20 protein-coding genes and 1 riboswitch are annotated in these 24,546 nt (G+C 70.8%); of the genes, 14 read left to right on the top strand and 6 right to left on the bottom strand.

The features are described 5' to 3' along the window. Positions 1-45: 45 nt before the first annotated feature. A riboswitch (cobalamin riboswitch) is annotated at positions 46-256 on the bottom strand. 113 nt (positions 257-369) lie between these two features. From ACIBSW_RS01020 to rny, 6 genes are all read left to right on the top strand, one after another. After that, positions 370-1,032, top strand: coding sequence for a UdgX family uracil-DNA binding protein (locus ACIBSW_RS01020; protein ID WP_354723616.1), 663 nt, complete (start codon positions 370-372; stop codon positions 1,030-1,032). Between the two features lie 718 nt (positions 1,033-1,750). Next, positions 1,751-1,951 carry a DUF3046 domain-containing protein gene (locus tag ACIBSW_RS01015; protein WP_354723618.1) on the top strand — a complete coding sequence of 67 codons (201 nt, stop codon included), beginning with the start codon at positions 1,751-1,753 and terminating at the stop codon, positions 1,949-1,951. A gap of 199 nt (positions 1,952-2,150) precedes the next feature. Beyond that, positions 2,151-3,197 (top strand): recombinase RecA, encoded by a 1,047-nt coding sequence (recA, locus tag ACIBSW_RS01010; protein ID WP_354723619.1) that lies wholly within the window; start codon positions 2,151-2,153, stop codon positions 3,195-3,197. Positions 3,198-3,563: 366 nt separating this feature from the next. Continuing rightward, on the top strand, positions 3,564-4,304 hold the full coding sequence (locus ACIBSW_RS01005; RefSeq protein ID WP_354723621.1) for a regulatory protein RecX: 741 nt from the start codon (positions 3,564-3,566) through the stop codon (positions 4,302-4,304). A gap of 2,324 nt (positions 4,305-6,628) precedes the next feature. Then, positions 6,629-7,318, top strand: a complete 690-nt coding sequence (locus ACIBSW_RS01000) for a hypothetical protein (protein ID WP_354723623.1) — start codon at positions 6,629-6,631, stop codon at positions 7,316-7,318. A 373-nt stretch (positions 7,319-7,691) separates the two neighbouring features. Further along, positions 7,692-9,419 (top strand): ribonuclease Y, encoded by a 1,728-nt coding sequence (gene rny, locus ACIBSW_RS00995; protein ID WP_354723624.1) that lies wholly within the window; start codon positions 7,692-7,694, stop codon positions 9,417-9,419. Positions 9,420-9,462: 43 nt separating this feature from the next. Here rny and ACIBSW_RS00990 read toward each other — a convergent pair whose 3' ends face one another. From ACIBSW_RS00990 to ACIBSW_RS00975, 4 genes are all read right to left on the bottom strand, one after another. Beyond that, positions 9,463-10,329 (bottom strand): amino acid ABC transporter permease, encoded by an 867-nt coding sequence (locus tag ACIBSW_RS00990; RefSeq protein WP_354723626.1) that lies wholly within the window; start codon positions 10,327-10,329, stop codon positions 9,463-9,465. Next, a complete protein-coding gene (locus ACIBSW_RS00985) occupies positions 10,326-11,000 on the bottom strand; it encodes an amino acid ABC transporter permease (protein WP_354723628.1) in 675 nt (224 codons plus the stop codon). The genes ACIBSW_RS00990 and ACIBSW_RS00985 overlap by 4 nt, the downstream gene beginning before the upstream one ends. Positions 11,001-11,071: 71 nt before the next feature. Beyond that, positions 11,072-11,926, bottom strand: a complete 855-nt coding sequence (locus tag ACIBSW_RS00980; RefSeq protein WP_354723630.1) for a glutamate ABC transporter substrate-binding protein — start codon at positions 11,924-11,926, stop codon at positions 11,072-11,074. Between the two features lie 108 nt (positions 11,927-12,034). Beyond that, complete coding sequence (locus ACIBSW_RS00975; protein WP_354723632.1) at positions 12,035-12,781, bottom strand: amino acid ABC transporter ATP-binding protein; 747 nt, start codon at positions 12,779-12,781, stop codon at positions 12,035-12,037. Between the two features lie 129 nt (positions 12,782-12,910). Here ACIBSW_RS00975 and ACIBSW_RS00970 point away from each other — a divergent pair, with 129 nt between their 5' ends. The 4 genes from ACIBSW_RS00970 to ACIBSW_RS00955 all read left to right on the top strand — a co-directional run bounded on the left by ACIBSW_RS00970 (position 12,911) and on the right by ACIBSW_RS00955 (position 17,473). Then, positions 12,911-13,405: a hypothetical protein gene (locus tag ACIBSW_RS00970; protein WP_354723634.1), complete on the top strand. Its 495-nt coding sequence runs from the start codon at positions 12,911-12,913 to the stop codon at positions 13,403-13,405. A 21-nt stretch (positions 13,406-13,426) separates the two neighbouring features. Further along, complete coding sequence (gene miaB / locus ACIBSW_RS00965) at positions 13,427-14,923, top strand: tRNA (N6-isopentenyl adenosine(37)-C2)-methylthiotransferase MiaB (protein ID WP_354723636.1); 1,497 nt, start codon at positions 13,427-13,429, stop codon at positions 14,921-14,923. Between the two features lie 59 nt (positions 14,924-14,982). Next, positions 14,983-16,401 (top strand): GGDEF domain-containing protein, encoded by a 1,419-nt coding sequence (locus ACIBSW_RS00960; protein WP_354723638.1) that lies wholly within the window; start codon positions 14,983-14,985, stop codon positions 16,399-16,401. Positions 16,402-16,525: 124 nt separating this feature from the next. Further along, a complete protein-coding gene (locus tag ACIBSW_RS00955) occupies positions 16,526-17,473 on the top strand; it encodes a pyridoxal-phosphate dependent enzyme (RefSeq protein ID WP_354723640.1) in 948 nt (315 codons plus the stop codon). A 121-nt stretch (positions 17,474-17,594) separates the two neighbouring features. Here the strand turns inward: ACIBSW_RS00955 and ACIBSW_RS00950 are convergent, their stop codons facing one another. After that, positions 17,595-18,803 carry a DUF349 domain-containing protein gene (locus tag ACIBSW_RS00950; RefSeq protein WP_354723642.1) on the bottom strand — a complete coding sequence of 403 codons (1,209 nt, stop codon included), beginning with the start codon at positions 18,801-18,803 and terminating at the stop codon, positions 17,595-17,597. Between the two features lie 172 nt (positions 18,804-18,975). On the opposite strand from ACIBSW_RS00950, the gene miaA reads away from it, so the two are divergent. From miaA to ACIBSW_RS00935, 3 genes are read left to right on the top strand one after another with little or no spacing between them, the layout of a single operon-like run. Continuing rightward, on the top strand, positions 18,976-19,893 hold the full coding sequence (gene miaA, locus ACIBSW_RS00945) for a tRNA (adenosine(37)-N6)-dimethylallyltransferase MiaA (RefSeq protein WP_354723644.1): 918 nt from the start codon (positions 18,976-18,978) through the stop codon (positions 19,891-19,893). Then, the gene (dapF, locus tag ACIBSW_RS00940) at positions 19,893-20,747 is read left to right on the top strand and encodes a diaminopimelate epimerase (RefSeq protein WP_404799185.1); all 855 of its coding nucleotides are present in this window, start codon (positions 19,893-19,895) and stop codon (positions 20,745-20,747) included. Before miaA ends, dapF begins: the two co-directional genes overlap by 1 nt. After that, positions 20,744-21,556: a glycerophosphodiester phosphodiesterase family protein gene (locus ACIBSW_RS00935; RefSeq protein ID WP_354723648.1), complete on the top strand. Its 813-nt coding sequence runs from the start codon at positions 20,744-20,746 to the stop codon at positions 21,554-21,556. Before dapF ends, ACIBSW_RS00935 begins: the two co-directional genes overlap by 4 nt. On the opposite strand, the gene ACIBSW_RS00930 is transcribed toward ACIBSW_RS00935, so the two are convergent. Further along, positions 21,493-22,953, bottom strand: coding sequence for an NAD-dependent malic enzyme (locus ACIBSW_RS00930; RefSeq protein WP_354723650.1), 1,461 nt, complete (start codon positions 22,951-22,953; stop codon positions 21,493-21,495). The genes ACIBSW_RS00935 and ACIBSW_RS00930 overlap by 64 nt on opposite strands. A gap of 172 nt (positions 22,954-23,125) precedes the next feature. Here ACIBSW_RS00930 and hflX point away from each other — a divergent pair, with 172 nt between their 5' ends. Then, the gene (gene hflX / locus ACIBSW_RS00925) at positions 23,126-24,520 is read left to right on the top strand and encodes a GTPase HflX (RefSeq protein ID WP_354723652.1); all 1,395 of its coding nucleotides are present in this window, start codon (positions 23,126-23,128) and stop codon (positions 24,518-24,520) included. Positions 24,521-24,546: the final 26 nt, after the last annotated feature.

Genomic DNA, 24,546 nt, shown 5'->3' with positions numbered 1-24,546 from the left:
CCTGAGTGGCGTCGGCCGTCCCACGCGGCCTCGGACCGCCGCACGCGGAGCGTGCGGCGCGCTGGCAGGTCTTCGGACTCGCGGGCCTGACCTGTCTTCGGTCTCCTACTGGCCGTCGCTTCCCAGGCCGGGGCCCAGTGCTGATGACGGCGGTCGTTCCCACTCACCGCTGCGGGGCAGTTCCGGTCTTCCACCGGATTCCCTCTTGCCTCGGCCGTCCTGGAGAGACGGCCGAACCAGCTGCGGGCAACACCATATCTAGGTGCGACTCGAAACGCGCAACCCCACATGTCGTGTCGGCGTGTCGGATCATGCTCGTTCGGGTGAGGCCCCGCGCGTGGCGGGGACGGCAAGGGGTAGAACCTCTGCATGGCAATGACGCAAGCCCCGCCGGGGGCTCAGGGGTTCATTCCCGCCGATGCGCACGACCTCGACGAGCTCAAGGCCGCCGCGCCCGGCTGCCGCGGCTGCGAGCTGCACGAGAACGCCACCCAGGTGGTCTTCGGGCGCGGCGCCGCACACGCCCGGCTGGTGCTGGTCGGCGAGCAGCCCGGCGACATCGAGGACCAGAAGGGCCTGCCCTTCGTCGGCCCGGCCGGCCGGCTGCTGCGCGACGCGGTCGGCGACGCCGGCATCGACCCGTCGGTGATCTACCTGACCAACACCGTGAAGCACTTCCGCTTCGAACTGCGCGGCCGGCGCCGCATCCACCAGACGCCCGGCCCGGCGCACATCGTCGCCTGCCGTCCCTGGCTGGTCGCCGAGTTCTCACTGCTCAAGCCGGACCTGATCGTGGCGCTCGGCGCGACCGCGGCCAAGGCCCTCTTCGGACCCTCGTTCCGCGTCACGAGATCACGCGGCGAACTGCTACCGTGGCCGGCCGCGGCGCAGCGCCCACAGGACTTCCCGAAGGCCGAGTCCCGGGCACTCGCAACGATCCATCCCTCGGCAGTGCTACGGGCCGACGACCGGGACGCGGCATACCGAGGCCTGGTCGACGACCTCAAGGTTGCGGCAACGGCCCTGTCCTGATCCGCACCCCTGGCACTCTGTCTCCGGCTTGGACTTCGCCCCCGCGTGCGTGCATGTCTGTCGCTCGCCGCCCTCGCAGCGCGTCGCGGGCGATCGGTGCCGGACAGTGATGACGTGCCCACCGCCGACGTCCTATCCCGGCACGTCGCCCGTCGTGGCGTGCCGGTCTCCAGGCGTGCCAGGCGGATGGATGCGTCCTGTCGCTTGATGTGGCCGGTCGGCGGGTCTGTTGCCTGGTGTGAGTGGCTCGCGGTCCTGTCGCTTGGTGTGGGGCTGGCCCGTTGCCTGGTGTGGCCGGCCCGGCTGGCCTGTCGCTTGGTGTGGCCGGCCCGGCTGGCCTGTCGCTTGGTGTGGCCGGCCCGGCTGGCCTGTCGCTTGGTGTGGCCGGCCCGGCTGGCTCGTCGCTTGGTGTGGCCGGCCCGGCTGGCCCGTTGCCTGGTGTGGCCGGCCCAGCCGGCTCGTCGCTTGGTGTGACCGGCCCGCCGGCCCGTCGCTTGGTCTGAGCGGCCCGCCGGCCCGGTGTCCGGTGTCACCGGTCCGTCGGCCCGTTGCCCGTGTGACCGGTTCCGCCGGCCCTCCAGGTGGCCGCCCTGTTCGGTGGTCCCGGGGGGCGTCCTGCAGGGTCGGCGCTCTATCGCCGACGGTCCTCGCATAGTGATGTGCGTCTCAGCATTGTGCGCGGCGGGGTCGTCCGCGGCCCGCAGGTACGCTTTTGCCCGTGCGGTTGACGGATTTCTGGGGGCGCCTCGAGCAGGCGTTCGGCCCCGCATATGCGAGGAGCCTTGCCACCGATCAGAGTTTCTCGGCGCTACAGGGCCGCACGATCGAGCAATCCATTGCTCAGGGTGTCGATACCGCTACCATCTGGCGCGCGGTGGTGGCCGAGTACCCCGATCGGGTGCCTTCGCGCCTGCACTGACCCATCTTTCGTACGTTTGTTCTGGCGTGTCACTCGATAGTCGTACACCTGTTCGGCTATCGTCCTCAGCGGCGTGGTCATCCGCAGCTCACGACCGGGCGGTCGTTTTCTGTCAGACCCAACGTCTAGCGTGACCCGCGTGGTGAACAGAAACGCTTCGGCGAAGACGCCTGGGAAGTCGAGTACAGGGGTGGCGGACATGGTGGCAGGACCTGATCGGGACAAGGCGCTAGACCTTGCTCTCGCGCAGATCGACAAGCAGTTCGGCAAGGGCTCGGTGATGCGCCTCGGGGAGCGGCCGGTCACACAGATGGCCATCATCCCCACCGGCTCCATCGCCCTCGACATCGCGCTCGGCGTCGGCGGCCTGCCGCGCGGCCGGGTCATCGAGATCTACGGCCCGGAGTCCAGCGGTAAGACGACGGTCGCCCTGCACGCGGTGGCCAACGCCCAGCGCAACGGCGGCATCGCGGCCTTCATCGACGCGGAGCACGCGCTCGACCCCGACTACGCCCAAGCCCTCGGCGTCGACACCGACGCCCTGCTGGTGTCCCAGCCGGACACCGGCGAGCAGGCGCTCGAGATCGCGGACATGCTGATCCGCTCCGGCGCGCTCGACATCATCGTCATCGACTCGGTGGCGGCCCTCGTGCCGCGCGCCGAGATCGAGGGCGAGATGGGCGACAGCCACGTGGGTCTGCAGGCTCGCCTGATGAGCCAGGCCCTGCGAAAGATCACCGGCATCCTGAACAACTCCGGCACGACCGCGATCTTCATCAACCAGCTCCGCGAGAAGATCGGCGTCATGTTCGGCTCGCCCGAGACGACGACGGGCGGCCGCGCGCTGAAGTTCTACTCGTCGGTGCGCCTCGACGTACGCCGCATCGAAAGCCTCAAGGACGGCACCGACGTCGTGGGCAACCGCACCCGCGTCAAGGTCGTGAAGAACAAGGTCGCGGCGCCGTTCAAGCAGGCCGAGTTCGACATCATGTACGGCAAGGGCATCTCCCGCGAGGGCTCGCTGATCGACGTCGGCGTCGAGCAGAGCATCGTCCGCAAGTCCGGCGCCTGGTACACGTACGACGGTGACCAGCTGGGCCAGGGCAAGGAGAAGGCGCGCGAGTTCCTGAAGGAGAACCCGGACGTCGCCGCCGAGATCGAGAAGAAGATCCTGGAGAAGCTCGGCGTGGGCCAGACCACCGGTGACGCCGCCGGCGGTCCAGACCTGCCCCCGGTCGACTTCTGATCGATGCAACCTCCGACGACGAGGCGATCCGCTGCACCCGGCCCACCCGGGCCGGGTGACCCCTCCCCGCCGCTACACCGGTCCGGCGCCGTTCGAGGCCCTGCACGAATCCACAAACCGGCACCGTCGCGGACTTCCGCCTCGCGGACTTCCGCCTCGCGGACTTCCGCCTCGCGGGCTTGGGTCTCGCGGGCTTCCGCCTTGCGGGCTTGGGTCTCGCGGGCTTCCGCCTTGCGGGCTTGGGTCTCGCGGGCTTCCGCCTTGCGGGCTTCCGCCTTGCGGGCTTCCGCCTTGCGGGCTGTGGCCTCCGCTCCACAGCCCGCCCGGGCCGCCGGCCCGCTCGTCCCGGCGAACGGCTGAGCCCGGGTGCCTGGACGACGCGGCGCGCGGTCGGGGCGGGGCTGGGATGCGATCCCACCCCGGCCCACAGAAGATGACTCCCCTGGTGGCGAGCTCCGGCCCGACGACCCGGAACGCGGCAACGTGACGGGCCGGCGCCGCCGGAGCTCGCCGGGCGGACCGCCCTACAACACCCGCGACAACGCGGCTGAGCGGCCGCCCGAGCCGCCGCGCAGCGAGTCCGAGATCGCACGCGAAATCTGCCTGCGCCAGTTGGCGGTGCGCCCGCGCACCCGGGCCGAACTGGCCAAGACCCTGGCCCGCAAGGAGATCTCCGACGAGGTGATCGCCGAGGTCCTCGACCGCTACGACGAGGTCGGCATCATCGACGACGCCGCGTTCGCCCGGATGTGGGTGTCTACCCGGCACCAGGGCCGGGGCCTGGCCCGCCGGGCGCTGGCCAACGAGCTCCGCCGGCACGGGGTGGAGGCCGAGGTGGCCACGGAAGCCCTGGAGACCTTGGACGACGACGCCGAGGCCACCACCGCACGCGCTCTGGTCGATCGCAAGCTGCGGTCCGCGCGAGGCACCCCCGACCAGGTGTTCCGCCGCCTGGTCGGAATGCTGGCCCGCAAGGGCTACCCGGCCGGCGTGGCGATCCGAGCGGTAAAGGACGCCTTGGCGGCCCGCGACGCCGAAGCGGCCGAGTTCGCCGACCAGATCGACGCCGATGCCCTGGCAGACGAAGCCAACGACCCACTGTCCTGACCGCACGCAAAGCCCGACCGGCCCCGGCGAGCCGCGCACGAACCGGGGCGCTGGCCCGAGTCCAGATGTGGATCGGGTGCGTGGTCGGACTGGGTGGTGGTTCGGGTTTGGGCGTGGGCCGGGGTGTGTGCTTGGGCCGGGGTGTGTGTGCTTGGGCCGGGTGGTGGTCCAGGTTGGGTGTCGGTCGAGCATGTCCTCGTGCGGTGCGGGCTGGCGGTGGCCGAGGCGGCCGCGGTACCCGAGGCTGCCTTTGGGCGTGCGGGTTGCCGGACGCGAGGTTCGTATGGCGAGCGGGATCTGGGGAAGTTGCCGATCAACCAACCCGGCTGCCATGTGACCGATCGACCGACCCGGCTGCCATGTGACTGATCGACCGGCCCGGCTGCCAGGTGACTGATCGACCGGCCCGGCTGCCATGTGACTGATCGACCGGCCCGGCTGCCAGGTGACTGATCGACCGACCCGGCTGCCATGTGCCGGACAGGTGCCCGGTCCGCTGCGACTCTGTTCGAGTCCGCACAGCAATCTATCGCCATTTGTGTGTTCCAACACGAGCGGTGAGGTCGCCCCGTGCTGTATCCGGCCATCGAGCTTTGGCCGTTATATCGGTGCTGCGATAAGTGATCGCTGAGATGTCGGATTTGGCTGTCCCTGTTTGGGCTGTGATGGCATCAGGTGCCCTGCTCACCCCACTCCGGAGCAAGGTTCCACCCTTCGCATCGTCGGCGCAGGGTGCTGACAAGGTTAGATGCGTGTTGTCTGAATTTGGCTAGATTGTTGCCCGTGGATAGGAGTGGATTTCTATCCGGCAAGTTGTGGCGCGGACTACGGATTTGTCCACTGAGGACGTAATGGCCCTTTGGTGTCGGCAAATGGGGAGGAAACCAAGCGACTCGCACGCCATTGCGGCATGCGTGCTACGGCCCGGGCTTGGCGTCATCGTCGTGCCGTCGCTGCGGCCGAGCTGGGGGTGGCACCTCTACGAGAGTGGACCGTAGCCTCTCCGGGCTGTCGGTCCATCGTCGCTGATGGATCTCGCGAGGCGTCGCCGACGGCCTCGGACTGGTAATCTGTGCTTGGTGACAGACGACTTCCACCCAGCTCAGCGCGGTGGCGGCTCCCCTCACGAGAGCCCCGACGCGACGGCTCAGGTCGTCCCACACATCGCGTCGGCCGGTTCGCCCGAGGGCACCGTTCCGCCATCGCACTCTGATGCCGAAATCCCTGGTCAGCATTCTGTGCCAGCGGACAGCCAGGCCCTGCCCGGTCCAGGGCAGGGCGATGTGCCCGCGGCGCCCTTCGCGTATCCGCCTAGAGCACATCAGTCCGGAACCTCAGCATCGATGCCCGGCGATCCGGCAGACGTCACAGCCAATCTGAGAGTGCCGATGGACGGACAGGGGCCTGGCGAGGAAGACCCGACCGCGCCGGTCACACACCCGCCGTCCGGTCAGCCGCTGGTCGGTCAGGTGTCGGATGGGCAGACGCCGGTGGCTCACTCGCCGGTCGGTCAGCCGCCAGTGCCCCACCCGCCGGGCGGGCAACCGCTGGCCGGTCATCTGCCGGTGACTCACCCGCCAGTTGCCCACTGGCCGGTTCCTGCACCCTCCGGCGGAAACGTGCCTCCACGCGGCCGGACCACCGGGCCAGTGCCGACGTCTCCGGCCGTGTCCACGTCCGGGCATGCGCCGGCATACAGAACAGTGCCGGCCGATGGCGCGGCAGCCGTGACTGCTCCTGCAACCGACCCGGTAGCCGGATCCACCCCGACGGGCAGCCCAGCCGGCGGCGCGGCCCGGATGACCGACCCCGCGTCCGCCACCCCGCACTACGGCCCGCGGTCCGCCGCCGAGAACCGGCCCCCTCCGAACCCGACCGGCCACAACGCCGAAAGTAATCAGCAATACAGCTACGGCCCGTTCCACCGAGGCCCACAGCAGCCGAACGAACCCCACCCGACTCCGGGAGAGGGCCCGGCATATGGTGCGCCCCCGGCCTTGGGTGGCCGTCCGGCGCATGGTCCGAGTCCGACTTCCGCCGGGGATCCGGCTTACGGTGCGAGTCCGACTTCGGGCGGGGGTCTGGCGCATGGTGTGCCCCTGGCCTCGGGTGGCGATGCGGCGCATGGTCCGAGTCCGACTTCGGGTGGGGGACCGGCCTATGGCGCGACCCCGACTTCGGGTGGCGGCCACCCATACGGTGCGCCCTCGACCTCGGGCGCCGCCCCGGCGTACGGAGAGGACTACAGCGCCTCAAGCCCTCCAAGCTGGTCCGCCACAGACCCCGTCTCAGGCAACGGCCCCGCCGACCCCTACGGCTTCTCGGTGGCCCCGGCATTCGGCAGCGGCCCGCGCATCGAACCCACTCCCAAACAACCCCGAGGCCGCTTCGCGATCCCGGCCCTAGCCGGCCTGGCAATAGGCCTGCTCGTCTTCGGCACCGCCGGCTGGTTCCTCGGCCGTTCGACCGCCGGCACCCAGGCCCGGACCGGTACGCCGGCGCCAACGGTCAGCTCCGCGCCGGCCCTGGGCCCCTACGAGCAGAATCAGATCGCCATCAATCGGCCGAAGCTCGGCGGTGCCCTGGCCCCCGTCGCCGAGGGCTGGCTTCCTCACCTCTCCGGCTGTGTCCGCAGCGGCGACCCGGACGGCCCAACCGCCAACAACGCGGAGAAGGCCCGGGTCCGCTGCGAGATGGACGCCATGAGCGTCATCTTCGTGGAGTACGCCACCACCGCCGACCGCGACAAGGCGCGGGTCAAGACACTCGGGCAGAACGTCGATGCCCGCGAGCTCACCCCAGGCGTAGGCCCCGCGGTGGAGCGTGCGACACCTTCGGGCCGGACCAGCGGCAACTACGTGGAGTTCGCGTACCAGGCCACGGGCAAGACTGTCAGCGGCATCTGGTGGGACGACAGCTCCACCCCCATAGCCGCCTACCTCCTCGCGTTCTGGAAGGAAGGCAGCGGGTCGAAATGGGAACCCATGCGTGACATCTGGGCCCGCTACGCCTGAATTGCCCCCAACGTACTTGAGCAGGGCGTGAGCGGGTCTGTGCCAAGCGTCCCGTCCTCTGCCGAATCATGAGTCCTTGACCGAACCGGCACTCGCGACCTAGCCTCGCGTTACACAAGGTTTGCTCGACCATCGCAGGCTAAGCGCACAATATAGATCGCATCACATTACGGCATCACTTGCGGCGTGGGGCGCCATCGATGCCTCCTCCGCCCGCAGACCGCGCGGGCGGTGGCCAGACATGCCCGGCGGTCGGTCCTCGACGCTGTAACCGGCGCCGTAGGCTGAACACGCCCGCGCTCAGCCGCCTTTGGTCGGGCATCCCTACACAGCCGGCGCAGCCATGCGCCGCAGCGAGGGGAGACGCGGCGAGATGACCACGGGCGTGATCTGGGTGCTCGTGATGGCGGTCGTCGTCCTCGCCACCTTCGTGGTGGTCGGACTGGTGCTCGGCGCCCGCGCGCTGCGTCAACTGCAGGAGAGCAAGACCGCCGACCGGGACCGTCGTGAGCAGACCGTCGACGACGCCATGGCCAAGGTCGACGACGCGAACGCCAAGGCCGCATCCGTACGTGCGGAGGCCGCCGCCGCCAAGGCCGAGGCGACCGCGGCGCGGGCCGAGGCCCGGCGGGTCCTCGAGGACGCGCACGGCGAGGCGGACACGATCCTCGAGCACGCCCACCGCCAGGCCGAGTCGGATGCGGAGCAGGTGCGCACCGCCGCCCGGCGCAGCGGTGAGCGCGAGGTCGCCCTGCTGAATGCCACGGCCAAGGAGCAGGCCGCCGAGGTCGAGCGGCGCGCCGCCCGGATAGACGAGCGGGAGCGGTTGCACGCCGACGAGGTCGAGCGGCTCGTCGAGCGGGAGCGGCGGCTCGTCGCGATGGACACCGACCTGTCCGCGCGTGAGGCCGCGCTGACCGTTCGGGAGTCGGAGCTCGCGGGCGCCGAGGAGGCCCGCCGCCGCGAGCTCGAGCGGGTCGCCGGGCTGACCGCGGACGCGGCCCGCGTCGAGCTGATCGAGAACATCGAGAACCAGGCGAAGCGCGAGGCGGCGATCCTGGTGCGCGACATCGAGAGCGAGGCGAAGCACACCGCCGACACCCGGGCCCGGCACATCGTCGTCGACGCGATTCAGCGTATCGCCAGCGAGCAGACCGCGGAGAGCGTGGTCAGCGTCCTGCACCTGCCGAGCGACGAGATGAAGGGCCGGATCATCGGCCGTGAGGGCCGCAACATCCGGGCGTTCGAATCTACGACCGGGGTCAATCTGATCATCGATGACACCCCCGAGGCGGTGCTGCTCTCCTGCTTCGATCCGGTACGCCGTGAGGTCGGCCGGCTGACGCTGGAGAAGCTGGTGCTCGACGGCCGCATCCACCCGCACCGTATCGAGGAGGTCTTCGACAGCGCCAAGAACGAGGTCGAGCGGCTCTGCGAGCGGGCGGCCGAGGAGGCGCTGGTCGACGTCGGCATCACCGACATCCACCCCGAGCTGGCGACGCTGCTCGGGCGGCTGCGCTACCGCACGAGCTACGGCCAGAACGTGCTCAAGCACCTGGTCGAGACGGCGCACATCGCCGGCATCATGGCCGCCGAGCTGCGCCTGGACGTGCCGACGATCAAGCGGTCGGCGTTCCTGCACGACATCGGCAAGGCGCTGACCCACGAGGTCGAGGGCAGTCACGCGCTGATCGGGGCGGACCTGGCCCGCAAGTACGGCGAGTCCGAGGACGTCGTGCACGCGATCGAGGCGCACCACAACGAGGTGCCGCCGCAGACGATCGAGGCGGTGCTGACGCAGGCCTCGGACGCGTGCTCCGGCGGCCGGCCGGGCGCGCGCCGGGAGAGCCTGGAGGCGTACGTCAAGCGCCTCGAGCGGATCGAGGAGATCGCCGCCGGCAAGGTCGGCGTCGACAAGGTCTTCGCGATGCAGGCGGGCCGCGAGATCCGGGTGATGGTCCGGCCGGAGGACGTCGACGACATCGGCGCGGCGGTCCTGGCCCGCGACGTCGCGAAGCAGATCGAGGAGGAGCTGACCTATCCGGGGCAGATCCGGGTGACGGTCGTCCGGGAGTCGCGGGTGACGGAGCTGGCGCGCTGACGCCGGACGCGAACGAACGCGCCCGGCGCCAGCAACGAATCGGCTAGTCGCCGATGGGCTCGACGGCGGCGACCGGGACCGGGCCGGACGCCTTCGGTGCCTTGCCGGTGCGGCGGGTCCGGCGCTCCAGCCAGGCGGCGAAGGACGTCAGCGACGCGTTCACGGCGATGTACATGATCGCCGCGACGATGGCGGCCGCGACGATGTTGCCGAAGTTCGCCGCCAGGTTGTTCACGCTCTGCAGCAGCTCCGGGTAGCCGATGATGTAGCCGAGCGCGGTGTCCTTCACCAGGACCACCAGCTGGCTGACGATCACCGGGAGCATCGCCCGGGCCGCCTGCGGCATCAGGATCTCCTGCATCACCTGGCTCTTGCGCAGGCCGATGGCGTAGCCGGCCTCGCTCTGCCCGCTCGGCACGGCCCTGATGCCGGCGCGGAACGCCTCCGCCAGCACCGAGCCGTTGTAGAGCGTGAGGCCGGCGACCACGGCCCAGAACGGCGGCATCGGCGACTCGGTGATGAACGGGATGCCGTAGAAGATGAAGAACATCAGCAGCAGCAGGGGCACGGCGCGGAAGAACTCCACGACCATGCCGGCCGGCACGCTGAGCCACCGGTGGTCGGAGAGCCGCCCGACCGAGAAGATCAGGCCGAAGATCAGCGAGAGCACCATCGCGACGGCGGCGGCGCTCACCGTCTTCCAGAGGCCCGGCAGCAGGTAGTCCGTCCAGGTCGACGACTCGGTGAACGGCTCCCACAGCGCCGCCGCCCACTGGCCCTTCTCGTCGAACTTCAGGTAGACCCAGTACAGCAGCGCCAGCAGGGCGATGCCGAACACCACGGTCAGGATCCCGTTGCGGACCTTGGCCCTCGGTCCGGGGTGGTCATACAGGACAGCGTCGGTGCTCATCGCTTGACCGCCATCCGGTTGGCCAGCCAGCCGAAGGCGTAGCCGGTGGGGATGAGGACGGCCGCGAACGTTCCCGCGAAGACGAGGAAGATCGCGATGACCTGGTCGCCGTTGGAGTTGATGAGTTCCTTCATCGCGTTCGAGGACTCCGCCAGGCCGATCGTGCCGACGATCGTCGAGTTCTTCGCCAGGGCGATGAAGATGCTGCCCAGCGGTGCGATCACGGCCCGGCCGGCCTGCGGGAGGACGATGATCGTCAGGGTCTGGAAGAAGGACATGCCGATCGCGCGGGCCGCCTCGGCCTGACCGGCCGGGACGGTGTTGATGCCCGAGCGGATCGCCTCACAGACGAACGCCGCGGTGTACACCGACAGGCCGATCACGCCGAGCCAGTAGTTGTTGCGGTCGATGTCGTCCGACAGCGTGACGCCGAGCGTGGAGAACAGGCCGAAGTAGCAGAAGAAGATGATCAGGGTCAGCGGCGTGTTCCGGAACGTGTTGACCCAGGTGGTGCCGAAGCCGCGCAGCACGGGCACCGGCGACACCCGCATCGCGGCGAGCAGGACGCCGAGAATGAGGGCCCCCACGGTGCCGGCCACGGTCAGCTTCAGGATCCAGAGGAATCCCGTCACGTACACGTCGATGTTGGTGGGGTCGGAGAAGACGTCCATCGTCCTCGCTTCCTCGCGCCGCGAGAGGCGGGCGGGGCCGGCGCTGCCGGCCCCGCCCGCTCAGTTGAAGATCAGCTGCAGTTGGTGAGCTTGGTGACGTCGAGCTCCGGCGCCGGCTTGCCGCTCTTGCCGAGCGTGTTGTCCCACGCGGCCTTGTACGAACCGTCGGCCGCGGCCGCCTTCAGGATCTCGTTGATCTTGTTGCAGCCCTCGGAGTCCTCCTTCTTGACGCCGATGCCGTACGGCTCGGAGCTGAAGGGCTTGCCGACCACCTTGAACTTGCCCGCGTACTGGTCCTGCGCGGCGTAGCCCGCCAGGATGATGTCGTCGGTGGTGACCGCGTCCACCTGGCCGCCGGCCAGCGCCGTCACGCACTTGGAGTACGAGTCGAACTGCTGGAGTTTGGCGTCCTTGTAGTCGGTCTGGATCCGCTTGGCCGGCGTGGAGCCGGAGACGGAGCAGACCTTCTTGCCGGCCAGCGACTCGGGGCCGGTGATCGTCGAGGCGACCGGTACGAGCAGGTCCTGTCCGGCGACGTAGTACGGGCCGCCGAAGTTGACGACCTTCTTGCGCTCGTCGTTGATCGTGTAGGTCGCCACGACCACGTCGACCTGGCCCTGCTGGATGAAGGGCTCACGGTTGGACGACACGGTCGTCTTGTACTCGATGCCGGACTCCGGCACGCCGAGGCCCTTCGCGATGATCTTCGCGATCTCGATGTCGAAGCCGGTGTAGGTGCTGCCGGTCTGCAGGCCGAGGCCCGGCTGGTCGGCCTTTACGCCGAAGACCAGCTTCTTGTCGCTGCCGGCCTTGCCGACGATGCCGCTGGCCGCGGTGTCCGACCCGCTGTCGTCCCCGCCACATGCTGCGGCGGCCATCACCAGAGCGAACGCCCCGGCCACTGCCGTCATACGGTTGATGCGCATCGTCCTGCTCCTCCTGGTGGAAACTCCAACAACGTGAACGTGCTCGTATCGTGCTGATGCTTCAAGTGACCTGTCGGAAACCGGAAAAGGGGTATCCGGTGTGGACATTCAATGAGTAAGGATCTTGGAGAGGAAGTCCCGGGCGCGCTCGCTCTTCGGGTTCTCGAAGAACTCGGCGGGCGGCGCCGACTCGACCAGCTGGCCGTCGGCCATGAAGACGACCCGGTTCGCGGCGTGCCGGGCGAAACCCATCTCGTGGGTGACCACGACCATGGTCATGCCCTCGCGGGCGAGCGAGGTCATGACCTCGAGGACCTCGCCGACCATCTCGGGGTCGAGCGCGCTGGTCGGCTCGTCGAAGAGCATCGCCTTGGGCTGCATGGCCAGGGCGCGGGCGATGGCGACGCGCTGTTGCTGGCCGCCGGAGAGCTGGGCGGGGTACTTCTCCGCCTGGCTGGCGATGCCGACCCGGTCGAGCAGGCCCATCGCGCGCTCGCGGGCCACGGAGGCCTTCTCGCCACGCACCTTGACCGGACCGAGCATCACGTTCTGCAGGATCGTCTTGTGCGCGAAGAGGTTGAACGACTGGAACACCATGCCGACCTCGCTGCGCAGCCGCGCCAGGGCCTTGCCCTCGGCGGGCAGCGTCTGGCCGTCGAAAGTGATCGTGCCCGAGTCGATCGGTTCGAGGCGGTTGATCGCCCGGCACAGCGTCGACTTGCCCGAGCCCGACGGTCCGATCACGACGACCACCTCGCCGCGGTCGACCGAAAGGCTGACATCCTGCAGGACATGGAGCGGGCCGAAGTGTTTGTTGACGCCCTCGAGAACGATGAGAGGCTCGCTTGTGGGCACCGTCGGACCACCGTCCCGTCGTTGGGTTGCTCGGATGGGGTCACTCTATGGGCGTGGTCATCTCGGTTCGCACCGAGATAGGTCACGGAGCGGTAACTGTGCAGGTGTGAGGCCGAAGGGATGTCCACGATGAGCGGTATGGCCGACGCCGATCCGACAGCCGGACTCTGGAGCTGGTCCGCTTCCGAACGCCTGGAGGCGGTGCACGTGCGCACCGCCGTCTCCGGTGCCCTGCGGCGCCCGGTGGCGACGCTGGACGCCCCCGCGGACGGTGCGGTGCTCTGTGACGTATGGCACGTCGGCGGCGACTTCCCGACCCTGATCGAATGCTTTCTGGCGCCGGGCGACATCGCCGAGGCGACGATCGCCAGCGCCGTCTCGGTCCGGCTCGGCGCCGACCTGCTGCTGCCCGACGACACCCTCAACCCGACCCGGTACGTGCTCGCGGAGCCGGACGGGTCGCTGCGGGCCGTGCACGTCGAGGAGGTCGAGACCGACGACGGTACGGAGCGCAGCAACCTGCGGCCCTGCACGGGCGACGACCCGGACTGCGCCCGCGGGCCGGGCTGTGGCCGTTCGCGGTGGAAGCCGGCGCCTACGCCGGAGCGACCCGCGGCCGCCTAGGGACTATCCTGGTCAACTGCCATGACTACCGAGAATCCTGAGGCAGGCGCCGCGCGCACGTACGACGTGCGCACCTACGGCTGCCAGATGAACGTGCACGACAGCGAGCGCATCTCCGGCCTGATGGAGGGCGCCGGATACGTCCGCGCGGCCGACGCGGCCGACGCGGACGTTGTCGTGTTCAACACCTGCGCGGTCCGGGAGAACGCCGACAACCGCCTGTACGGCAACCTCGGCCACCTGCGCCCCACCAAGCTCCGGAACCCCGGCATGCAGATCGCGGTCGGCGGCTGCCTGGCGCAGAAGGACCGCGGCGACATCGTCAAGCGCGCGCCCTGGGTCGACGTGGTCTTCGGCACACACAACATCGGCTCGCTGCCGGCGCTGCTGGAGCGCGCCCGGCACAACCAGGAGGCCGAGGTCGAGATCCTCGAGTCGCTCGAGGTCTTCCCGTCGACCCTGCCGACCCGCCGCGAGTCGACCTACGCCGGCTGGGTGTCGATCTCGGTGGGCTGCAACAACACGTGCACGTTCTGCATCGTGCCGTCGCTGCGCGGCAAGGAGAAGGACCGCCGGCCGGGCGACGTGCTCGCCGAGGTCGAGGCGCTGGTCGCCGAGGGCGTGCTCGAGGTCACCCTGCTGGGCCAGAACGTCAACTCCTACGGCGCCGAGTTCGGCGACCGGCTCGCGTTCGGCAAGCTGCTGCGCGCCTGCGGCGACGTCGCCGGCCTGGAGCGGGTCCGCTTCACCAGCCCGCACCCGAAGGACTTCACCGACGACGTGATCGCCGCGATGGCCGAGACGCCGAACGTGTGCCACTCGCTGCACATGCCGCTGCAGTCCGGCTCCGACCGGGTGCTGCGGGCGATGCGCCGCAGCTACCGCTCGGAGAAATACCTGGGAATCATCGACAAGGTCCGCGCCGCCATGCCGGACGCGGCGATCACCACGGACATCATCGTGGGCTTCCCGGGCGAGACCGAGGACGACTTCGAGCGCACCCTGGACGTGGTCCGGCAGGCCCGCTTCTCCAGCGCCTTCACGTTCCAGTACTCCAAGCGCCCGGGCACCCCGGCCGCGACGATGGACGAGCAGCTGCCCAAGCAGGTCGTGCAGGAACGCTACGAGCGGCTGATCGCCACGCTCGAGGACATCACCTGGGCGGAGAACAAGAAGCAGGTCGGCCGGGGTGTCGAGGTCCTGGTCGCGACCGGCGAGGGCCGCAAGGACGAGCGTACGGGCCGGATGAGCGGCCGGGCTCGGGACGGGCGGCTGGTGCACTTCGCGACCGGGGAGCTGACCGGCGTCCGGCCGGGCGACATCGTGCACACCGAGATCACGTACGCGGCACCGCACCACCTGAACGCCGACGGCGCGCCGCTGGCGCACCGCCGCACCCGGGCCGGCGACGCGCACGAGGCGGGCCGGGCACCGCGCACGGCCGGCGTCTCGCTGGGCCTGCCGAGCGTCGGCGTGCCGGCACCCCTGCCGGCCGCGGCCGGCGGCTGCGCCCTGTAGGCGTCCCACCTACTGGTAAAGGTCTCACGTATCGGCGGACCGTGCCGATCCGGGGGAGCATGCGTTGGTATGCCGCGTTCTCCTTCGCCCTGGTGGCGGGGTACCTGGCGTTCCCTGCTGAGCTGCGGACGATCCCGTTCCTGATCGTCACGTTCGCCGCCATTCCCGCCGTGATCGGCGGCATGCGGCGCAGCCCGGCCGCCGCGCGCGCTCCATGGTGGCCGGTGCTGGCCGGGCTGGTGGTCTTCAACCTCGGCAACCTCGCCTGGCTCTGGTACTTCTACGTACAGGGGCGGGCGACCGGCGACGGCACGCTCGCCGACCTGCTGTACAACCTGGCGAACCTGCTCATGCTCGCCGGGGCGATGTCGGTGGTGCTGCGCCGGGGCCGCCGCGACATCGGCGGCCTCATCGACTCCGGGATCACCGCGTTCGCCCTCGGCGGGCTCCTGTGGGACTCGTTCGTGCTTCCTCAGCTCACCGCCGCCGACACCCCGATGTCGCGCCAGGCCGCCCTCTTCGTCAACGTCCTGGTCATGGCGGGCTCGCTGGGTGCCCTGCTGCGGGTGTCGACGGTCTCCGGGCGGCAGGTTCCCGCCCTGTGGCTGATGACGATCAGCATGGGAACGGGGCTCGCCGGCAACCTCGCGGCGGCCTTCGCCATCGACCCGGCGACGGGCACCCGCCCCGACTGGACCACCATGATCTTCATGGCCGGGTACACGTTCCTCGGCTGCGCGGCGCTGCATCCCTCGGCGGCGGACGCCACCCGCACCGGACCGGAGCCCAAGGACGACCTGACGGCGGGCCGGCTGACGTTCCTCGGCATCATGACCGCGCTGATCCCGATCGTCGGCGGCGGCCGGGCCGTCTTCAAGCTGCCGACCGACGGGCTCCTCGTCGCGCTCGGCTCGGCCGTGGTGATCCCGCTGGTCATGGTCCGGGTGGCCCGGCTCGCCAACCAGCGCCGCCGGGCGGAACGGGCGCTGCTGCGGATGGTCAACCGCGACCCGCTCACCGGGCTGCCGAACCGGGCCGGGTGTCTCGAACGGCTCGCGGCCGAGCTGGAACGGCCGGGCGTCGCCGTGCTCTTCTGCGACCTCGACGGCTTCAAGCCGGTCAACGACCGGCTCGGCCACGCGGCCGGCGACGAGTTGCTGATCGCGGTCGCCGCGCGGTTGCGCGGCTGCGTCCGCGAGCAGGACCTGGTGAGCCGCTTCGGCGGCGACGAGTTCGTCGTGGTGTTGCGCGACGCCCACCCGCGCGTGGCGGTCGCGGCCGCGTGCGCCCGGATCAGCGAGATGGTCTCGCGGCCGCTCACCGCCGGCGGGGAGAGCGTCCGCATCGGCATGAGCGTCGGCGTGGCCTTCGCGGACCGGGACGCCTCCGTCGACGACCTGCTCAACCGCGCCGACCTGGCCATGTACCAGGCGAAGCAGTCCAAGAACGTCGGCGCCCTCAGCCTCAGCGGCCTCTGAAGATCAAAATTCTTTTCCCGTACGCGCACAGCCGCACCGCCCCCAGCAGGGCACCCTGGCGACGGGGTCCAGTGCCTCGGGATTGGCAACGGACGCCCCGGGCCGCGCCGGGGATGATGGCGGCATGGACCTCAGCTTCGCCGACGTGGCCGCCGCCCGGGACATCGTCCACCGGTACCTGCCGCCGACCCCGATGTGGTCGTACCCGCTGCTGGACGCGGCCGCCGGCGCGACGGTGTTCGTCAAGCACGAGAACGTCCAGCCGGTCGGCGCGTTCAAGGTGCGCGGCGGGCTCACCCTCCTCGCGGCGATGTCGCCGGCGGAGCGGGCCCGGGGCACGGTCAGCTACTCGACCGGCAACCACGCACAGTCGATCGCCTACGCGAGCGCGATCCACGGCGCACCCTGCCGGGTGGTGATGCCGGAGTCGGCCAGCCCGGCGAAGGCAGACGCGGCGTCGGCGCTGGGCGCCGAGGTGATCCTGCACGGCCCCGATCTCGAGACGGCGCAGCGGCACGCCGAGGACCTGGCGCGGGACACCGGCGCGCGGCTGATCAGCCCGGGCGACACCCCGGAACTGCTGGCCGGGGTCGGCACGCTGTACGTCGAGATCCTCGAGGCCGAGCCGGACCTGGACGCCATCCTGGTACCGATCGGCAGCGGCACCGGCGCGGCCGCGGCGGCCGTCGTGGCCCGAAAGCTCGCCCCGACCTGCCGCGTCATCGGCGTCCAGTCGGACGCGTCCCGGGCCGCCTACGACTCCTGGCAGGCGGGCGAGCTGGTCAAGCGCCCGAACCGCACCCGCGTCGACGGCCTGGCCACGGGCCGCGGCTTCGACCTGCCGCAGCGCCTGATGCGCGACGGCCTCAGCGACTTCCTGCTGGTGACCGACGACGTGATCACCGAGGCGCAGCGGCTGATGGCGAGCCGGGCGCACACCCTCGCCGAGGGTGCCGGCGCCGCGGCGCTGGCGGGCGTGTTGAGCCGGCCGGAGGAGTTCGCCGGCAAGCGGGTCGCGGTGGTCTGCACGGGCGGCAACGCGAACGCCGGAGAGCTGGCCGCGCTGGGGTGACCCCGTCGCCACGGCGCCCTGCCGGCGGCGGCGCCGCTGTGCGCGTAAGGGAAACAGATTTTGATCTTAAAAGCCGGAGCGGCGGCGGGCCGGAGCCCACCGCCGCTGCCGATCTAATCGATCAATTCGCCTGTTCGGCCAAAGCAAGGAACTGACGCTTGCTGGAGAGTGCCAGCTCCGCTTCCTTGATGCGGCGGGCGTCGCCCGCCGCCTGGGCCCGGGCCAGCCGCTGCTCGGCCTCGGCGACCTGCTCGCGCATCTGGCGCAGCAGCGGGTTGTCCTGCGGCGTGGTCTTGCGCCACGCCGAGTCCATCGCCACCCGGATCCGCTCCTCGGCGGCCCGCCAGCGGCGGTCCAGGCTCGCCGTCGCCTCGCGCGGCACCCGGCCCGCGTCGTGCCAGGCGGCCTGCGCGTCGCGCAGCTTGTTCTGCGCGCCGCGCGGGTCGGCGTCGACGTCGAGCGCCTCGATCTCGGTGAGGATCGCCTGCTTGCGGTCGAGGTTGCCCTTGTACTCCGCGTCGCGGGCCGAGAAGACCTCGCTGCGGCGGGTGAAGAACGCGTCCTGGGCCGCCCGGAAGCGTTCCCAGAGGCGCTGCTCGGCCTCCTTGGCCGCCCGCGGTGCGGCCTTCCACTCGTTCATCAGGTCCTTGAGCCGGTTGGCCGTCGACGACCACTCGGTCGAGTCCGCCAGGCCCTCGGCCTCCTTGACCAGCTCCTCCTTGGCCGTCTGCGCCTGCTTGCGCTGCCCGTCAAGGGTGGCGAAGTGTGCGCCGCGGCGGCGGGTGAAGCCGTCCCGGGCGGCCGCGAACCGCTTCCACAGCTCGCCGTCGGTCTTCTTGTCGACGCCGCGGATCGTCTTCCACTCGTCGAGGATCTCCTTGAGCCGGTCGCCCGCGCTCTTCCAGCCCGTCGACTCGGCGGCGATCGTCTCCGCCTCCTCGACCAGCGCCGTCTTGCGGGCCAGCGCCTCGCCGCGGGCCGCCTCGCGGGCAGCCCTCGCCTCGCCGGCCTTCTCGTCGGCGACCGTGGTCAGCCGGTCGAGGCGGGCGGCGAGCCCGTCGATGTCGCCGACCACGTGTGCCTCGTCGAGGCTCGCGCGGATCCGCTTGACGCTGGTCAGCGAGTGCGCGGCGTCGGCGGCGCCGGACTTGAGGCGGGCCTCGATGAGGTCGACCTCGGTCACCAGGTCCGCGAAGCGCCGGGCGAAGTGGGCCAGGCCCTCCTCGGGCGTGCCCGCCTGCCACGAGCCGACCACGCGGTCGCCCTCGGCCGTCTTCACATACACGGTGCCGTCGGCATCCACGCGCCCGAAGGCCGTCCAGTCGTTCATGAGCCCACCCTCGTTCTCCCGGCGGCACAGGCCTCGCTGCCCGCGACCACCGCCATAGCGCAGTCGAATGCCATTCTTCCATCGGCATTCTTTCTCGCGCATTGTCACAGGTCCAACCCGGTTCCGGGGAAGCGCCCGCCGATGACCGTGACCAGCCCGTTACGGTGGCTCCGTGCCTTTGCTCCCATCTCCCGGAGTCATCGCGGTCGTCGGGCCCACCGCCGCCGGGAAATCCGCCCTCAGCATCGCGCTCGCGCGGGCCCTCGGCGGCGAGGTCGTCAACGCCGACTCCATGCAGCTCTACCGGGGTATGGACATCGGAACGGCCAAGCTCACCCCGGACGAGCGGGAAGGCGTGCCGCACCACGTCCTGGACGTCTGGGACGTGACGCGACCGGCGAGCGCGAAGGAGTACCAGGAGCTGGCCCGGGCCGCGGTCGACGACATCGTGTCCCGGGGCCGGGTTCCGCTGCTCGTGGGCGGTTCCGGGCTCTACGTCCGGGCGGTTCTCGAGGAGTTCGAATTTCCCGGCACGGATCCCGCCATTCGGGAGCGGCTGGAGCTGGAGCTCGCCGCGGCGGGCCCGGCGCCGCTGCACGCCCGGCTGGCGGCGCTCGACGCGAGCGCCGCCGCGAAGATCCTTCCGTCGAACGGGCGACGGATCGTCCGGGCGCTCGAGGTGATCGAGCTGACCGGCGAGCCCTTCACCGCCGCCCTGCCCGCGCCGACCCCGTACTACGAGTCGGTGCATCTCGGCGTCGACCGCGAGACCGCCGCGCTGGACGCTCGGATCGCCGACCGGGTGGACCTGATGTGGGCCGCGGGCCTGCTCGACGAGGTGCGCGGGCTGGACGGCCTGCGGGAGGGCCGCACGGCGAGCCGGGCGCTGGGCTACCAGCAGGCGCTGGCCCAGCTCGACGGCGAGCTGACCGAGGAGCAGGCCAAGGACGAGACCGTGCGGGCGACCCGCCGCTTCTTGCGCCGGCAGCGCTCCTGGTTCCGCCGCGACCCGCGGATCACCTGGCTCGACGGCGCGTCGGCCGCCCTTACGGAGGAGGCGTTGGCGGCCTGCGCGGCGGCTGCGCGATGATGGAACGCGTGTTGTTCACCAAGGGCCACGGCACCGGCAACGACTTCGTCATCCTCGGCGACCCCGACGGGGCGCTGGAGCTGACCCCCGCGCTGGTCGCGGCGCTCTGCGACCGGCACCGCGGCATCGGCGCGGACGGCGTGCTGCGCGTGGTCCGCAGCGCCAAGCATCCCGACGGCGCCGGCCACGCGGGCGACGCCGAGTGGTTCATGGACTACTGGAACGCGGACGGCTCGTTCGCCGAGATGTGCGGCAACGGCGTCCGGGTCTTCGCCCGCTACCTGGTTGCCAACGGCCTGGCCGACCCCGGCGGCGAGGACCTGCCGGTCGCGACCCGGGCCGGCGTCGTGCGCGCGCGGGTCGGCGACCCGATCATCTCGGTGCGGATGCGCGCCCCCGAGGTGTACGCGGCGAGCACCGCCACCGTCGGCCAGCTCACCTTCCCGGGCGTCGCGGTGGACTGCGGCAACCCGCACCTGGTCTGCGGCGTGCACGACGGCCTGCCGCTCGACTCCCTGGACCTGCACGCGATGCCCGGCTACGACCCGGCACTCTTCCCCGGGGGAGTGAACGTCGAATTCACCACTGTGGGTGACCCGGTCGAGGGCGCCGACATGCACATGCGGATGCGGGTCTACGAGCGCGGCTCGGCCGAGACGCTGTCCTGCGGCTCGGGCGCGCTCGCGGTCGGCGCGGTCGCCCTGCGCGACGCCGGGCTGCGCGCCGGGGTGGTCGCCGTCGACCTGCCCGGCGGCCGGCTGACGGTCACCTACGACGGCTCGTCGTGGTGGCTGGCGGGGCCGGCGGTGCTGGTGGCGACCGGTGAGGTCGACCCGGCGGCGTTGGTCCGATGACCACCCTGCACCGGGTGGCACACCGCGGTTACTCCGCCGTCGCGCCCGAGAACACCCTGCCCGCGCTCGCCGCCGCGGTTCTCGCCGGCGCCACGTTCGTCGAGTTCGACGTGCGGACCACCGCCGACGGCGTGCCAGTGGTGATCCACGACCGGACGGTCGACCGCACCACCGACGGGACCGGAAAGGTCTGGGAGCTGACCCTCGACGAGGTCTCCGCGCTGGACGCGGGCTCCTGGTTCTCCCCGGCCTACGCGGGCACGCGGATACCCCGCCTGACCGAGGTCCTCGGCGTGCTGCGCCCGCACGCCCTGCCCGCCGGCGGGCCCGGCGTCGAGCTGCTGCTGGAGATCAAGCCGCCGGCCACCCTTGAGCAGGTGAAGAACATCATCGGCCAGGTGGCCGACGCCGGCCTGCTGGGCCGCACCGTCGTGCAGAGCTTCGATCCGGCCATCGTCGCGCTGGTGGCGGAGGCCGCCCCGGAGGTCCGGCGCGGCCTGCTGCGCGACGGCTTCGACGCCGGTCAGGTGACGGTCGCCCGGGAGCTCGGCCTCAGCTACTGCAACCCGTCGACGGACGCGGTGCTGACCGAACCCGGCACCGTCGCCGACCTGGCCGGCGCCGGGGTCGCGGTGATGCCGTGGACGGCCAACGACATCGCGCTCTGGCCGGCCCTGGTCGACGTCGGCGTGGCCGGCGTCATCTCGGACCGGACCGGCGAGCTGACCGGCTGGGCGGCAGCCCGTCAGAACGTTCCGTCGGGCGCCCCGTCCAGTTCCGCGTCGGGCATGGCCGCCGGGCTCGGCTGAGCCGGTGCGCCCTTGACCACCTGACGGATCGCCGCGGCCACCGCCGGGGTCACCCGCGGGTCGAAGACGCTGGGCACGATGACCGTCGGGTTGAGCTTGTCCTCGCCGACGACGTTCGCGATCGCCATCGCCGCGGCCAGGGCCATCTCCTCGGTGAACTCCTGGGCGCTGACGTCGAGCATGCCGCGGAAGACGCCGGGGAAGGCCAGCACGTTGTTGATCTGGTTGGGCTGGTCCGAGCGGCCGGTGGCGACCACGGCCGCGTGCTGCCGCGCCGCACGCGGGTCCACCTCGGGGTCCGGGTTCGCCAGCGCGAAGACGATCGACTTCTCCGCCATCCTGGCGATGTCGTCGCCGGTCAGCAGGTTCGGCGCGCTCACGCCGATGAACACGTCCGCGCCGACGATCGCGCCGGCCAGGTCGCCGGAGTAGTTGCCGCGGTTGGTGTGCTCCGCGAGCCACTGCCAGGTCGGGGTGAGGTCGTCCATGCCGCGGTGCAGGGCGCCCCTGCGGTCGTACGCGATGATGTCGCCGACGCCCTGGCGCAGCAGCAGCTTCATGATCGCGGTGCCCGCCGCGCCGGCGCCGGAGACCACGACCCGGACGTCGGCCAGGTTCTTGCCCACCACCCGCAGCGCGTTGGTCAGCGCGGCCAGCACGCAGATCGCGGTGCCGTGCTGATCGTCGTGGAAGACCGGGATGTCGAGCAGCTCGCGCAGCCGCATCTCGATCTCGAAGCACCGCGGCGCCGCGATGTCCTCCAGGTTGATGCCGCCGTACGCCGGCGCGATCGCCTTGACGATCGCCACGATCTCGTCGGTGTCCTGTGTGTCCAGCACCACCGGCCAGGCGTCCACCCCGCCGAAGCGCTTGAAGAGCGCGGCCTTGCCCTCCATCACCGGCATCGCCGCAGCCGGGCCGATGTTGCCCAGGCCGAGCACCGCCGAGCCGTCGCTGACCACGGCGACCGTGTTGCGCTTGATGGTGAGCCGGCGCGCGTCGGCGGGATTCTCCGCGATGGCCATGCAGACCCGCGCCACCCCCGGCGTGTACGCCCGGGACAGCTCGTCGCGGTTGCGCAGGGCGACCTTGGAGCTGACCTCGATCTTGCCGCCGAGGTGCAGGAGGAACGTGCGGTCCGACACCTTGCGGACGTCGACGCCGTCCTGCGCCTCCAGCTGCTTGACGACCTGGTCGGCGTGGCCGGAGTCGGCGGTGTCGCAGGTGAGGTCGACGAGCACGTGGGTGGGGTCGGAGTCCACCACGTCGAGCGCCGTCACGATCGCACCGGCCTCGCCGACACAGGTGGTGAGCCGGCCGATGGAGGAGGCGTCGGCGGTCACGGCGATGCGGATCGTGATCGAGAATCCTGCACTGGGCAGGCGGGTGGTCACCACGGTGTTCCCTCCGTCGTTGGCGGGTGCGTACCCGCAATCTTGCTCTTCGGGAATACCGGACACCAATCCGGTGGTTGCAGGTAGGTCAGACACTCTGCGACAACGCCCCGCACCGTTATGTGGATGCGCTCGGCACCTCGGGCGTGCCACGATCGGGCGGAGGAGGTCACTTTTGCGTACTGAGGTATTCGAACCGGACGTCACCACCGGTGAGCTGGAGCTCGAGGAGCGCCACTCGCTGCGTCGGGTCGCCGGTCTCTCCACCGAGCTAACGGATGTCACCGAGGTCGAGTACCGGCAGCTGCGGCTCGAACGCGTCGTGCTGGTCGGCGTCTGGACCGAGGGCACCATCGCCGACGCGGAGAACTCCCTCACCGAGCTCGCCGCGCTGGCCGAGACGGCCGGGTCCGAGGTCCTCGAGGGCCTCATCCAGCGTCGTAGCCGGCCCGACTCGGCGACCTTCATCGGCCGGGGCAAGGTCGACGAGCTGCGTGACGTGGTCGTCGCCACCGGCGCCGACACGGTCATCTGCGACGGCGAGCTGTCGCCCTCGCAGCTGCGCAAGCTCGAGGAGCAGGTCAAGGTCAAGGTCGTCGACCGCACCGCGCTGATCCTGGACATCTTCGCCCAGCACGCGAAGAGCAAGGAAGGCAAGGCGCAGGTCGAGCTGGCTCAGCTGCAGTACCTGCTGCCCCGCCTGCGCGGCTGGGGTGAGTCGCTGTCCCGTCAGGGCGGCGGCGCGGGTGGCGGCTCCGGCGGCGGCGTCGGCACCCGCGGTCCCGGTGAAACCAAGATCGAGACCGACCGGCGGCGGATCAACACCCGCATCTCGCGCCTCAAGCGCGAGATCAAGGCCCTGCGGACGGTACGCCAGACGAAGCGCTCCAAGCGCACCAACAGCGGCGTGCCCGCGGTCGCCATCGCCGGCTACACCAACGCCGGTAAGTCCAGCCTGCTGAACAGCCTCACCTCGGCGGGCGTGCTGGTCGAGGACGCGCTGTTCGCCACGCTGGATCCGACCACCCGCCGCACGGCGGCCGAGGACGGCCGGGTGTACACGCTCTCCGACACGGTCGGCTTCGTCCGGCACCTGCCGCATCACATCGTCGAGGCGTTCCGCTCGACGCTGGAGGAGGTGGCCTACTCCGACCTGGTCGTGCACGTGGTCGACGGCGCGCACCCGGACCCCGAGGGTCAGGTGACGGCCGTCCGGGAGGTGCTCGGCGACGTCGGTGCCGACCGGATCCCCGAGCTGCTGGTCGTCAACAAGATGGACGCGGCCGACGAGGAGACCATCCTGCGGCTCAAGCGCGCCTGGCCGGACGCGGTGTTCGTGTCGGCGCGCTCGGGCCTGGGCATCGCCGAGCTGCACGCGGCCATCGCGGAGCGGCTGCCGCGCCCGGCGGTCGACCTGCGGGTGCTGCTGCCTTACGACCGGGGCGACCTGGTGGCCCGGATCCACCGCGCCGGGCAGGTGCTGGACACCCGCCACACCGAGGAGGGCACCGAGTTGCGGGTCCGGGTCGGCGAGCAGCTGGCCGCGGATCTTGAGGCTTTTCGCATGTAGCGGCCCGGTTGTCGGATTCTGTACGG

It is taken from the genome of Actinoplanes sp. NPDC049668, assembly GCF_044465445.1.
GTDB lineage: Bacteria > Actinomycetota > Actinomycetes > Mycobacteriales > Micromonosporaceae > Actinoplanes.
The sequence above is the reverse complement of the archived record's forward strand: the minus strand, read 5'-3'. Positions and strand labels throughout refer to the sequence as shown.